The organism is candidate division WOR-1 bacterium RIFOXYB2_FULL_36_35 (assembly GCA_001771505.1).
GTDB lineage: Bacteria > Margulisbacteria > WOR-1 > XYC2-FULL-46-14 > XYC2-FULL-37-10 > XYB2-FULL-36-35.
In genome coordinates, this window is record MEUA01000046.1 from 19,211 (window position 1) to 31,943 (window position 12,733).

11 protein-coding genes are annotated in these 12,733 nt (G+C 36.9%); 7 read left to right on the forward strand and 4 right to left on the reverse strand.

Translation table 11 applies throughout. The annotated features are described in order from the left end of the window. Positions 1-154: 154 nt before the first annotated feature. Positions 155-793: a hypothetical protein gene (locus A2290_04190; GenBank protein ID OGC13976.1), complete on the reverse strand. Its 639-nt coding sequence runs from the start codon at positions 791-793 to the stop codon at positions 155-157. 237 nt (positions 794-1,030) lie between these two features. Between A2290_04190 and A2290_04195 the strand changes: the two genes are divergently transcribed. The 7 genes from A2290_04195 to A2290_04225 all read left to right on the forward strand — a co-directional run bounded on the left by A2290_04195 (position 1,031) and on the right by A2290_04225 (position 8,733). Further along, positions 1,031-2,221 carry a hypothetical protein gene (locus tag A2290_04195; GenBank protein OGC13977.1) on the forward strand — a complete coding sequence of 397 codons (1,191 nt, stop codon included), beginning with the start codon at positions 1,031-1,033 and terminating at the stop codon, positions 2,219-2,221. 125 nt (positions 2,222-2,346) lie between these two features. Then, a complete protein-coding gene (locus A2290_04200; GenBank protein OGC13978.1) occupies positions 2,347-3,396 on the forward strand; it encodes a tRNA (adenosine(37)-N6)-threonylcarbamoyltransferase complex transferase subunit TsaD in 1,050 nt (349 codons plus the stop codon). 61 nt (positions 3,397-3,457) lie between these two features. Next, positions 3,458-4,744: a hypothetical protein gene (locus A2290_04205; protein OGC13979.1), complete on the forward strand. Its 1,287-nt coding sequence runs from the start codon at positions 3,458-3,460 to the stop codon at positions 4,742-4,744. 44 nt (positions 4,745-4,788) lie between these two features. Then, on the forward strand, positions 4,789-5,085 hold the full coding sequence (locus A2290_04210) for an asparaginyl/glutamyl-tRNA amidotransferase subunit C (protein ID OGC13980.1): 297 nt from the start codon (positions 4,789-4,791) through the stop codon (positions 5,083-5,085). Between the two features lie 57 nt (positions 5,086-5,142). Further along, a complete protein-coding gene (gatA, locus tag A2290_04215) occupies positions 5,143-6,585 on the forward strand; it encodes an aspartyl/glutamyl-tRNA amidotransferase subunit A (protein ID OGC13981.1) in 1,443 nt (480 codons plus the stop codon). Positions 6,586-6,667: 82 nt separating this feature from the next. Continuing rightward, positions 6,668-8,119 (forward strand): glutaminyl-tRNA synthase (glutamine-hydrolyzing) subunit B, encoded by a 1,452-nt coding sequence (locus A2290_04220; GenBank protein OGC13982.1) that lies wholly within the window; start codon positions 6,668-6,670, stop codon positions 8,117-8,119. Then, positions 8,119-8,733 (forward strand): radical SAM protein, encoded by a 615-nt coding sequence (locus A2290_04225; protein ID OGC13983.1) that lies wholly within the window; start codon positions 8,119-8,121, stop codon positions 8,731-8,733. Before A2290_04220 ends, A2290_04225 begins: the two co-directional genes overlap by 1 nt. On the opposite strand, the gene A2290_04230 is transcribed toward A2290_04225, so the two are convergent. From A2290_04230 to A2290_04240, 3 genes are all read right to left on the reverse strand, one after another. Then, a complete protein-coding gene (locus A2290_04230; GenBank protein OGC13984.1) occupies positions 8,730-10,865 on the reverse strand; it encodes a hypothetical protein in 2,136 nt (711 codons plus the stop codon). The genes A2290_04225 and A2290_04230 overlap by 4 nt on opposite strands. A 161-nt stretch (positions 10,866-11,026) precedes the next feature. Then, positions 11,027-11,554 (reverse strand): hypothetical protein, encoded by a 528-nt coding sequence (locus A2290_04235; GenBank protein ID OGC13985.1) that lies wholly within the window; start codon positions 11,552-11,554, stop codon positions 11,027-11,029. Then, positions 11,517-12,719 carry a hypothetical protein gene (locus A2290_04240; GenBank protein ID OGC13986.1) on the reverse strand — a complete coding sequence of 401 codons (1,203 nt, stop codon included), beginning with the start codon at positions 12,717-12,719 and terminating at the stop codon, positions 11,517-11,519. Before A2290_04240 ends, A2290_04235 begins: the two co-directional genes overlap by 38 nt. Positions 12,720-12,733: the final 14 nt, after the last annotated feature.

A 12,733-nucleotide genomic window follows, 5' to 3' on the forward strand; every position in this document is an offset into this window, starting at 1 on the left:
GTTCTTTAATTATAACACGGGCTTGTTGCGAAGTGGCAAACGACTTATAGTTTTAATGCGCCTAAAAATAAAATTGATGAAAAGTTAGAAAGACACAGGCTTGTTATATGGCATTCTTACATTGGGAAAAGTGTGTTTGGTTAATACTCTGGCATTAAATCCTACACTCCTTAATTGCCTGGCGGCATCGCCCACACCCAAGAGAAGATGTGCCACAAGGGACATACTGTTCTCCAGTAAGAATAATTTTATCAATGCCGACAAAAGCTAATATTAATCTAAGAAATTGCCAATATTTAATCGCATCTTCCTTAAAAATATGTATTTTATTGTTGGACATTACTACTTCTCCAACATCAAACTCAGAGCCTGCCACTTCTTTAGAAAAAAGAGGTAAGGGGTTCCCTCCTAATGTTTCTAAAATTATAAAAGTTGAGGGAGCTTGAATTTTTATTTTTTCCAACCAACCCAAAACTCCTAAGGAGCCGAAGGAGTCCAAGGAGTTTCCAAGAAAACCTAAAATAGGACCATGAAAATTGCTAATATAATTTACTAATCCTTTTTTATAAGTGTCATAATCACTTCTGGTTACATACCTTGGAACAAAAAGATCTCCATCCCAGGGATAAAATCTATATGAGTCACAATATAGAGGATGAACAACTCCCAATGCTACTCCATTATTTTCCAAGGCCGCTTCTTTAACTGCCGCTTGTTTTTTTATGTCAAAACAACTTCCATTAGGACATAAATTGTAAATGTGCACAAAAGATTTTTTTGCAATTTCTAACATGTTTTAATCTTACTCTTCTTTTTCTCTTGTTTTCTTGGAGAAAATTTCAAGTTTATGATGTTATAATTAAGCGTGGCCAAAATCCTAGCAATCGAAACCTCATGCGATCCAAAAACACAGCCATTGGAATCCTTTCTTTTTGCAATCTATCATATTTTGGTCTCTTATTTTTTTCTTTATTTATAATGAATATTGCGCATATTGACTATTATGTAGCATTGATATATAATAGTTAACATGGAAATAGAAAGGGAAATCGCTAAGGAGCTTTCAAAAGAAATAGAAGACATTCACATAACCATTTTAATTGGAGCCAGACAGGTAGGGAAAACTTTTTTACTTCGTAAAATTAGAGATGAAGCTGAAAATAAAGGACTTAGAATAGGTTTTTTTGATTTAGAACAACCTCATGTTCTTGGTGAGCTTAATAAAACAGATGAAGAAGTTTTTGATCTTCTCGTAAATTCTTTTGATGTTGTTTTTATAGATGAATTTCATTACATAAAAAATATTTCCCATATTTTAAAGGCAATTTATGATAGCGGTAAAAGGATAAAAATTTTTGCTTCTGGCTCCTCCTCAATGGAGATACACAAACATATAAAAGAATCTTTGGCTGGAAGGAAAATTACTTATAAAATTTATCCTTGTTCATTTAATGAAATTGGGCAGGTTATAAAAGACGATCCACTCAATTATTATTTTGTTTACGGAGGGTTGCCGGGCCTTGTTAATTTAGTTGATGATGAAAAAAGAAAAATGCTTTTAAACGATATCTTACAATCTTATCTTTTAAAAGATATTAAATCATTAATAAAAGAAGAAAATATAAGAGCTTTTAATAATTTATTGTATCTTTTAGCTCAATATCAAGGGTCTATTGTTGCAACTGCAAGCTTAGCGAGGGAAATTGGCCTTACCCCAAAATCTATAGAGAATTATTTAGAAATATTATCTCAAACATATGTAAATTTCCCTTTACATAGTTTTAGCACAAATTTTGGGAATGAGCTTAAAAAGTCAAAAAAATACTATTTATATGATTTGGGGATAAGAAATACCATACTTAAAAATTTTGCCAATCTAAATTCGAGAGAGGATGCAGGCCATATGGTTGAAAGTTTTGTCTTTTTAGAGCTTAATCGGCATGTTTCTCCTGAAACAGAGATAAGATTTTGGAGATTAAAAGATGGAACAGAAGTTGACTTTATTTGGATAAAAAATCAAAAGTATTATCCTATAGAAGTAAAGACTTCCTGTAAAATTGGAGATGCACCTAAAGGGCTTAAATCTTTTATGAATAGATATCCCAAAACAGAAAAGGCTTTTGTTTTATGTAAAGATCAAGAAGGGGAATCAAATTATAATGGTGTTCCTGTAATTTATAGAAAGTGGGATTTTGCAAGTAACATTCCTAGCGCAGTTTAAAAAGCTTGTCAAAACATGGGGACTTCCGTATTAGTTGTAGATAAAAATGATTTGGAAAAAATATGTAATGGAGAAAACTTTATTCATATATTAAGAAAAAAATACGAAGCGAATCGATTTGATTTATGAAAAAAATCCTAGCAATTGAAACATCATGCGATGAAACATCTGCTGCTGTTGTGGAAGATGGCGTAAAAATTTTATCTAATATAGTCGCAACACAAACTGAATTTCATCAAAAATATGGGGGAATCGTGCCAGAAATTGCTGCCCGTAAACATATTGAACTTATAAACCCCATCATTCAGGAAGCTCTTGATAAAGCAAAAATAAACTTTAAAGACTTAGATGCAGTTGCTGTAACTTACGGGCCGGGACTTATCGGATCTCTTATTGTAGGGCTTTGTGCTGCAAAAGCAATTGCCTGGGCTCAGAAAATTCCTCTTATAGGAATAAATCATCTGGAAGGTCACATCTATGCAAACCTGCTAATTTCCCCGCTTGCCGGACGGGCAGGCAAGCTCCAACCTCCAAGCTCCAATCTCTTTCCCTTCATGTGCCTATTAGTTTCTGGCGGGCATACAATGATCGTTCATGTAAAAAATCACGGTAAATACGAGACCTTAGGGCGAACCCGCGATGATGCAGCTGGAGAAGCTTTTGATAAAGCAGCAAGAGTCTTGGGTCTCTCCTATCCTGGAGGACCACTCATAGACAAATTAGCAAAAGAAGGGGATCCTTATGCTATACCATTTAAACATCCTATGATTGAAAAGGAATACGCGTATGACTTTAGTTTTAGCGGAATAAAAACTGCGGTCGTAAATTATGTTGATAGGGGTAAGGGACAAGGGGCAAGGGGCAAGCAGCAAGCAGCCGATATTGCTGCTTCTTTCCAAAAGGTTGTTGTTGAAACTTTGGTAGAAAAATTAATTAAAGCGGCAAAGGATAAAAATGTTAAAACAGTTTCTATTGCCGGAGGAGTTTCTGCAAATTCAGAGTTGCGCGGATATTTACAAAAACGAGTCAAAGAGGAAAACTTAATAGCAATAATTCCTCCTCTTGAATATTGTACTGATAATGCCGCAATGATAGGATGCGCAGCTTTCTTTAAATTTAAAAGAGGAGAATTTTCTTCTCTTTCACTAAAACCTTCTGCCTCCCTAAAACTATAAGATAGCGTCTAAAACATTGCCTCTTGCGTCTGGTCAAGTATAGTAATAAAATATGTGCCATATGACTGAAAAGTCAACAAACGAAACAGCTCAACGGATTATTTGGCTTATTAAGGTTCGTTTTTTTGTCATTTTCAGTATTTTAGTCATTGTGCTTTCAGCGCATTTACTTGGTATGCAATTTCAATTTTTCCCTATTTATCTTCTTTTAGGTTTTGCCTTTTTATATAACTTATTATTTTATTACCTTGGAGTAAGTTCCCCCTACTATATAACAACAAATTTTTATAACTATCTTAGAATTTTTACAGACCTTTTAATAACAACAATAATGGTCCACTTCAGCGGAGGGGTAGATAGCCCTTTTCATATATTATATTTTATTGATCTTGCAACAACAGCGTTGTTTTTTGGTTCACCCATGGGAATTTTAATGAGCGGCCATGCAATTATCTTTTATTCTGCCAATAATTTACTTGAAGCCTTGCAAATCATCCCACACTATCAAATAGCCATACTTCCCAATGTCGTATACTCAGATCCAGGATATTTCACATTAAAAAGCTTTTCTCTGTTTTTTATAGCTCTAGCTTTAATATATACAATGTCATATCTATCTTTGAAAATTCATGAAAAACAAGAAGAGATAGAAAAACTTTCTAACGACAAAATAAACTTTATGAACATGGTTGCTCATGAATTAAGAAGCCCTTTAACCTCCATCCAGGAATATATCTCATTAGCTCTGGAAGGATTAACAGGGCCATTAACTCAAGACCAAACAAAAGCATTGACTATTATTCAAAAGCAATCCCGCCGAATAAACAATCTGGTTAATGATCTGCTTGATTTGGCACACATTGAAACAAAAATGCAAAACTTTCAAACCTATAATATTTCCATCTCAAAAATCATAGAAAAATCTATCGCGGAGGTTTATCCCCAATTTGAAGCCAATAATCTTGCCTTTGAAAAGCATATCGCAGAAAATCTTCCAAATATCAGCGGGAATGAAGAAGCGCTCCTTGAAGTTTTAATAAATATATTATCAAATTCTATAAAATTCAGTAATCCTGGAGGGAAAATAATTTTATCGGCGGAACAAATTGAAAATAAAATTTATATCTCTGTAAAAGACGAAGGAATAGGAGTTGAGCCCGGGGATTTAGATCATTTGTTTGAAAAATTTTATCGCACTTCCAATAAAGAAGGGGCTAAAAGAAAAGGGACAGGTTTGGGAATGGCTTTATCTAAAAGCATTATTGAGAAACATGGCGGTCGAATGTGGGCCGAATCTGAGGGGAGAGGCAAAGGCGCAATCTTTATTTTCACATTGCCTATAACATAACATTTCTCTTTATCTGACCACCCAGGGTTTATAACTTTCAATAAATACGATATAATTTAAATATGGATATAAATATTGACCACATAGCCCATCTTGCAAGGCTCGGCCTTTCGGAAGAAGAAAAAATGACTTTTTCAAAACAGCTTGATAACATTCTTCAATATGCAAAAAACTTAAATAAGTTGGATACAAAAGATATTCCTCCAACATCTCATGCAATCCCAATTTCAAATGTCATGCGTGAGGATGTTGTGAAAAAATACAAGGATATTGATGTTATCTTAAAAAACGGACCGGAGATTGAAGAAAATATGTTCCGAGTGCCGAAAATTATGGAATAGCAACTGGGATACAGGAGAATATAGAATTCAGGTTTTAGGATTAATAAGGACTAAGGAATGATTAATAAAACAGCGCATGAATTGCATGATCTTTTAATAGAGAAAAAAATAAGCTCTGCTGAACTTACAGAGAAAGTTTTTGCACATATTGAATCCGTTGAACCGCAGATTAAGGCCTATATTACTCTTACAAAAGAAGAGGCGTTAAATCAAGCCAGGATTGCTGACGAACAAATTCAAACCAAGAAAAATATAACACCACTTACAGGAATTCCAATTGCGATTAAAGATAACATGTGTACAAAAGGGATTTTAACCACCTGTGCTTCAAGAATTCTCGCAAATTATGTTTCCCCGTACGATGCAACTATTGTTACAAAATTAAAAGAGACAGGGGCTGTAATCATAGGGAAAACAAACCTTGATGAATTTGCGATGGGATCATCAACCGAGAATTCCGGAATGCATATTACAAAAAATCCACGGGATTTAGAGTGTGTCCCAGGAGGCTCTTCGGGTGGGTCCGCGGCAGCAGTAGCTGCGAACGAAGCTATCCTTGCGACAGGATCTGACACCGGTGGATCTATAAGACAACCGGCATCTTTTTGCGGAATAGTCGGACTAAAACCAACTTATGGGCGAATCTCAAGATATGGGCTCGTCGCATTTGCATCATCGCTTGATCAGATTGGCCCGCTTGCAAAAGATGTAACTGATGCGGCGATGCTTCTTCAGGTAATGGCAGGGTATGATCCAAAAGATTCAACATCGGTTGATATGCCTGTCCCCAACTATAGAGAATCTTTAACTACAAATATCAAGGGACTAAAGATTGGGGTTATAAAGGAATTAATGGAAGAAGGGATTTCAGAAGATGTGAAATTTGCCATTAAATCTGCTATTAAAAAATATGAGGAACTTGGCGCTGTTCTTTCCGAAGTTTCACTTCCATCATTTGAATATGCAGTTTCAACCTATTATTTAATCGCGCCGGCCGAAGCAAGCTCTAATCTTGCCCGCTTCGACGGGGTGAAATACGGGCATCGCTCTCAAGAGGCCAAAGACCTTATTACAATGTATTACAACACAAGGCGAGAGGGATTCGGGCCGGAGGTTAAGCGAAGAATCATTCTCGGAACTTATGCTCTTTCTGCAGGCTATTATGATGCATATTATTTAAAGGCCTTAAAAGTAAGAACCTTGATTAAGCAGGACTTTGAAAGAGCTTTTGAGCAATGCGATGTTTTAATTTCTCCAACATCTCCTACGGTTGCTTTTAAAATAGGGGAAAAAGCAAACGATCCGCTTTCAATGTATTTATCGGACATTGCAACAATTCCTGTTAATTTGGCGGGGATACCTGCAATCTCTATCCCATGTGGCAACGCAAACAACCTCCCAATCGGCCTTCAAATAATGGGAAAGGCCTTTGATGAAGAAACTATCCTGAAAGCAGCATATGCTTACGAGCAGAATACAACTTGGCATAAAAAACAATAATTTGTTGAATAAAAAAAGATTGTAAAAGAAATAGAAACCTTTATGTGCGAGATTTTCACAATAAATACGCTATAATAATAATATGCCTCAATATGAAACTGTAATCGGACTTGAAGTCCATGCCCAGCTAAAGACAGAGAGTAAAATGTTTTGCGGGTGCGCCAATAATTTTGGCGATCAGCCGAACACAAATATCTGCCCTGTCTGCACAGGTCAGCCTGGAACGCTTCCTGTCATAAATAAAAAAGCAATCGAACTTGCAATCAAAACAGCCCTTGCAACAAATTGCAAAATCAATAATAGGTCTGTCTTTGCCCGTAAAAATTATTTCTACCCCGACCTGCCAAAAGATTATCAAATATCACAATTTGATCTCCCCCTCGCGGAACATGGTTTTTTGGAAATAAAAGTTGATGAAAATAAAAAGAGAGTTGGAATCACAAGAATCCATCTTGAAGAAGATGCGGGAAAACTTGTTCATAAAGGCTCTGCGCGCATTATGGATTCGGATTACAGCCTTGCAGATTACAATCGGGCCGCAACCCCTCTTATGGAGATAGTTTCCGAGCCTGACCTAAGAACGCCCGAAGAGGCAAAGGCTTATATGGAAAAACTTGCCCACCTTTTGGAATATATCGGCGTCTGCGACGCAAAAATGGAAGAGGGATCGCTCCGGTGTGACGCGAATATTTCAATAAGGCCTGTTGGGCAAAAAGAATTTGGGACAAAAACCGAAATAAAAAATATGAATTCATTCAAGGCTGTTATGAAAGCTTTAAAGGCTGAAGAATTGCGGCATAGAGAAGTTGTTGATGAGGGAGGAATAATAATTCAAGAGACAAGATTTTACAGTGAAGAGACAGAAAAAACAAAAGGGATGAGGACAAAGGAATATTCCCATGATTACAGGTATTTCCCGGAGCCAGACCTTGTCCCTATTGCCCCAACAAAAGAATGGATAGAAGAAATACGCAAAACCGTTGGAGAACTTCCTGAAGATAAAAAAGTAAGGTTTGCAAAAAATTACGGCATATCTGATGCCGATGCTTTTTTTATAATATCAAATCCTAAAATGGCAGATTTTTTGGAAGAGACAGCAAGGCAATACGCTAACCCTAAAACAGTCGCAAATTGGCTTGTAGGTGAGATTACCGCTTTTTTAAAAGAAGAAAAAATAGGTTTCGGGAATATAAAGTTAACACCTGAAATCCTGGTGGAGATGCTTCAATTAATTGACAAAGGAACAATCTCCAGAAAAGTCGCAAAAGAAATTATCCTTCCTGAAATTTTAATAGGCGGAAAATCAATACAGGAAATAATAAAAGAAAAAGGGCTCACTCAAATTTCAAATGAAGAAGAGCTTGTAGCAATAGTTCAGGAAGTTATAAGAACTAACCCTAAACAGGTTGAGCAATTTAAGTCTGGGAAAGAAGCAGTTCTTCAATTCTTTGTTGGCCAAATCATGAAGGCAACTAAAGGGCGTGCCAACCCTGATGCCGCACAGAAAACGCTAAAAAAAGAGCTCAAAAAGTAATGCAAGATATTGTCTATAAACTAGGAAATTCTCTTTATTTAAACATAACAAACAGGTGTACCAACGAATGTTCTTTTTGCATAAGAAATAAAACAAAAGACTTCAACAGTAACTACAAGTTATGGCTTGCCTCTGAACCTACAACAGAAGAAATAATCAAAGCGATTGGAGATCCTCGCAGATATGAACAAATTGTCTTCTGCGGATATGGAGAACCACTTATAAGACTTGAAACCGTTAAAGAAGTTGCAACCGCTATAAAGGCTCAACATGGCTCAGCTAAAATAAGAATCGATACAAACGGGCACGCAAACCTTTTTTGGGGAAGAAACATTCTTCCTGAACTAAAAGGATTAATTGATTTTATTTCAATCTCTCTAAATGCCCAAGATGCCTATATTTACAATAAGCTCTGCGCCCCGACAGCAGGGGAAAAAACCTTTGATTACATAATTGATTTTATAAAAGAGGCAAAAAAACATATCCCGCAGGTTGAAGCAAGTGTTGTCGGCATTCCGGAAGTTATAGACATAGAAAAAACAAAAAAAATAGCAGAAAAGTTAGGAGTATCCTTCAGAATACGACCGTATTATGAAGATATGTATATCTCCTAAGTATCTTTTTTTGTTATTTTAACAATTTTCAAAGTATGCCAGTATTTGTATCCATATATCGACTCATCTCTAAGCTCCAGCCCACACTCTGTTAAAAGATATTCCATCCATTCAGGATCAATGCTGGCCCAATTTATTTTCAGAGGGACAGTCAATGTCTCAAGAAGTTCAACATTAACATCGTCTACCCCTTCCATATAAGAATCAAAATCTTTTTGGGCCAAGGAACTGTAGTTTATCACAATTGCCGCGTCGGGGTTTTCTCTTTTGAGCAGTTTAAGCCTGTTTTCTATAATCTCTTTTATAAGCCCCGTCCCCTCATAAGGATTTGTCTCTTCTGCTCTCTTTTTAGGAACATAGGGTGGGTTTATAATTAAGAGATCCCGCCCAAAAATCTTTCTAGTCCCTGGAGAATGAAAACTGCTTATTAATAAGCTTTTGTTTAATCCCCTTCTAATATTTCGCCCCGCGCATTTTAAGGCATTAAAATTAATATCCGTAATTTCCATATCCTCTAAATTATGGCAAAACATTGTGACGCCTTTGGCTAACATGCCATTTCCTGTCCCTATTTCAGATGCCGCAAGAACAGAATCTTTAAACAATCCATGTTTGTGTAAAGTATGTAAGAAAAAAACCGTATCAATAGAAGGACCCCAGACATTTTTGTCTTCTTCTGCGTTCCACTCAACCACAACACCATTCATTTCTGTTATATAATTTCCATAACGGTACAAGTTAAATATCATATCCCTTTCAGTCGACGCTTTTGCTGCTATTTCAGCTGTAGGATAAAGTAAAAGAGGATGATTAACTTCTTCCAGCAATAAAATATCTTCGGCCCCAAGGGCTTTCTCCCCCAACTTTTTAATAGCCCAAATCTTCATGTTACTAAGGTCTGGGGCTATCTGCAAAAACAAGATTTGATTTTTTTCTCCAGGCTTAACAGCCGTGCATAGAGATGTCCGCTCTAATTCGCGGATAATCTCGTCATCCAAAAAAGCTCTCCTATCTTGTAATTCGTAAGCGAGCGCGTCTACCTCAGAGGAAGAAAGCTTTTCTGGAAAATCAATAAATCTTAAAGGAGAAACAACCCCCGTAACAAGCAATCGATCTCCTCGAGGGAAATCAAAGCTTTCAGCGCTATCTACGCCGATTAACGGCTCAAACCGGTTTTCAGAAACAACAGTAACAGGCTCCCCTGTAATAAAATTACATAGTAGATTTTGTTCCCCGTTTTTTGCAATTCTCCCCGGGGCAAAAGAGGTAAGCTGAATTAAAGAAGATCCCTCTCCAAGCATTATTCCGTCGGCATTTAGAGCCCAAGATCCAGGACGAGAAGCAGATGAAGAACTTATCAACATACCATCGCTATAAATAAACTCTTCTCTTCCAGCAACCTGAACCACACATCTTGTTGCTTTAAAGGGGGCATAATCTTTTATCGCAACTTCGTTTAATAAAAGAGGAAGATTAAACGATCTTTCGCCTCTTGTTAAAACGGGCTGAATCCTCGGCAAATTATAAATAATATAATCGCCGGAAATAAGCCTTGATAAATTTCTGTTAAAGTCATCTCCCCGAGTTTTTAAATAGTGCCCATAACTTCTGTGGGGATTAGCATTGATCCCAAAGATAGGAAACCCATTCTCAAGGCTTCTGCCAACATGCAAAAAAGTTCCGTCTCCACCAAGTACGCCAACCAAGTTAAAGTCAAAATTGCAGGCAGGAGAAAGCTTGTAAGCTTCAATTTCCCTGTAAGCAATTTCCATCCCTCTTAATTCTCTCCGAACACTGTCAAGAGATGTATTAAATTCTTCTACCTCATCAGGTTCCATTTTTGGATGAATAGACTTTGTAACCAAAAGCATTCTGATAGAATTTTCATGAAGTGCTTCCGTAGGGAGAGAAGGTGGTTGCAACTGATCTACTTTCTGTTTTTCCTGTAAATCTGAAAAGCTACCGGTATCAACAACAACCAAGTTTCTTTCTCCATCACCTAAACTATGAATTCCGGTTACGCATTTATCAAGCCCGATACAACTACGCAGGACTCTGTTATCAATCAAAAGTCTTGTAAAACTTTTATAAGACTCTGTCCCTCGCACCAAAAAACTTGTAAGCCTCTTCATTTTTTTCTCCCCATGGGGGTTGATTTCAGCATGGTTATTTATCGGTAAGATTTTAATGAGATTTCAATTTTTGTAGTTAACCCCGATTATTCCATACCAGAAGAAATTTTAAGCAATCTATTGATTTCTGGTTTTACCGTAAATAAGCGGGGTTACGTTGATTAAAGTTTAATATCACTTCTTGATAACGGATGGTCAATCACATAGCCCTCCCCACCCAAAACCACTTCTTCCTTCCCTTCAATCATTATAAGTATTGTCTCTATGTCAGATGTTTCGGTAAAAGTATAAATAATTTGTCCAACAAGTCCAAGAACTCTCGCACTTCCTCCTCCATAATTTTCAAAATCTCTGTTAAAATTAATTCTCAGTAATGTGCCCTCTTTTTTAAGCGAAAGAACTCTTGCCCTTTTTGGTATTTCTGTAAAATATCCACGGGAAACTTCTTCCTTGGTTGGGCCTTTAAGCAATTCAAATGCCGTTTTACTTAAAATATCTTCCCCTTCTTTTATTGGGCGTAAAACAGCGACTAGAGAGTCTTCTTTTAAAAAATAAATCTTCAAGGATGGGGTCTTATTAATATTTGAAAAAATAAAACCAATAATCACAATAATTATTACAACAATTAATAATGTTATCGCAAGAATTCTTTTAGGAGGTTTGATTGTTTTCCGGTGCAATTTTTTCATTTATAACTTCATCATCACCTTTAACTACACTATCTAACCCAACTATATAATCATCCGCATCCAAACGCTGGATACGAACCCCTTTGGCATAACGTCCCTGTGTCGAAATCCCTTTTGCCTCCTGCCGTGACATTGTCCCCTTGGCGGTCACAAACAAAAGACCATCTGTATCGTCAATTATTTTCATAGAAGCAACGGAGTCGTCAGGCCGAAGTTTAATAGCAATATGTCCTTTCCCTCCCCTGCTTTGAGCCCCAAATTCTTTAAGCGACATCCTTTTGCCAAACCCTTTTGTAGATATAGCTAAAAGATCCCCTTTTGGGGTTATGATATCCATCGAAATAACTTTGTCTCCCTTCCCAACTCTGATTCCCCTAACGCCGGAGGCAGAACGCCCCATAGCGCGCACATGCTTTTCGTTAAACCGGATCATAAGTCCTTTGGCTGTCCCTAAAATAACTTCCTGTTTTCCATCGGTCTCCCTTACCCATTTAAGCTCATCATCGCCTTTAAGCTTAATCGCGATAATCCCGCTTCGTCTTATGTTGGCAAATTCGGAGACTTCTACTTTTTTAACAACGCCTGATGTTGTCGCCATCATAAAATAGCATTTCCCTTCTCTTTCAAAAGAATTAATATTTATTGAAGCTGTAATCCTCTCTCCTTCCCCAACTTGAAGAAAGTTTGCAATACTCTGTCCTTTCCCTGTCCTGCTCGCTTCGGGCAATTCAAAAACTTTTACCTTATATGATTTGCCTTTATTTGTAAAAAATATAACAAAACTATGGGTTGAAGAGACAAAAATCTTGTCAATCTGGTCTTCATCCCTTGTTGCCATCCCCGCAATGCCACGCCCGCCACGAAGCTGAGCTCTGAAAGTATTTACAGGAATGCGTTTAACATATCCATCACGAGTAGTAAGGACAATAACTTCCTGCTCGGGGATAAGCTCTTCAACGCTTATATCTTCCGCGGCTCCCGCAATAGAAGTCCTTCTTTCGTCTCCATATTTCTCTTTTATTGCAAGAAGCTCGTCTTTTATCAACCCCAAAATTTCTTTTTTGTTTGAAAGTATCTTTTTGAGTTTTGCAATAAGCTTTAAAAGCTCCTTATATTCTTCTTCGATTTTCTCTGTTTCAAGCTGTGTAAGCTTTTGAAGCCTCATATCGAGAATGGCTT

What these genes read in the sequence shown, in the direction of transcription:
- A2290_04190 (OGC13976.1), bottom strand. Translation starts at nt 793, where the DNA reads ATGTTAGAAATTGCAAAAAAATCTTTTGTGCACATTTACAATTTATGT.
- A2290_04195 (OGC13977.1), top strand. Translation starts at nt 1,031, where the DNA reads ATGGAAATAGAAAGGGAAATCGCTAAGGAGCTTTCAAAAGAAATAGAA.
- A2290_04200 (OGC13978.1), top strand. Translation starts at nt 2,347, where the DNA reads ATGAAAAAAATCCTAGCAATTGAAACATCATGCGATGAAACATCTGCT.
- A2290_04205 (OGC13979.1), top strand. Translation starts at nt 3,458, where the DNA reads ATGACTGAAAAGTCAACAAACGAAACAGCTCAACGGATTATTTGGCTT.
- gatA (OGC13981.1), top strand. Translation starts at nt 5,143, where the DNA reads ATGATTAATAAAACAGCGCATGAATTGCATGATCTTTTAATAGAGAAA.
- A2290_04220 (OGC13982.1), top strand. Translation starts at nt 6,668, where the DNA reads ATGCCTCAATATGAAACTGTAATCGGACTTGAAGTCCATGCCCAGCTA.
- A2290_04225 (OGC13983.1), top strand. Translation starts at nt 8,119, where the DNA reads ATGCAAGATATTGTCTATAAACTAGGAAATTCTCTTTATTTAAACATA.
- A2290_04230 (OGC13984.1), bottom strand. Translation starts at nt 10,865, where the DNA reads ATGAAGAGGCTTACAAGTTTTTTGGTGCGAGGGACAGAGTCTTATAAA.
- A2290_04235 (OGC13985.1), bottom strand. Translation starts at nt 11,554, where the DNA reads ATGAAAAAATTGCACCGGAAAACAATCAAACCTCCTAAAAGAATTCTT.
- A2290_04240 (OGC13986.1), bottom strand. Translation starts at nt 12,719, where the DNA reads ATGAGGCTTCAAAAGCTTACACAGCTTGAAACAGAGAAAATCGAAGAA.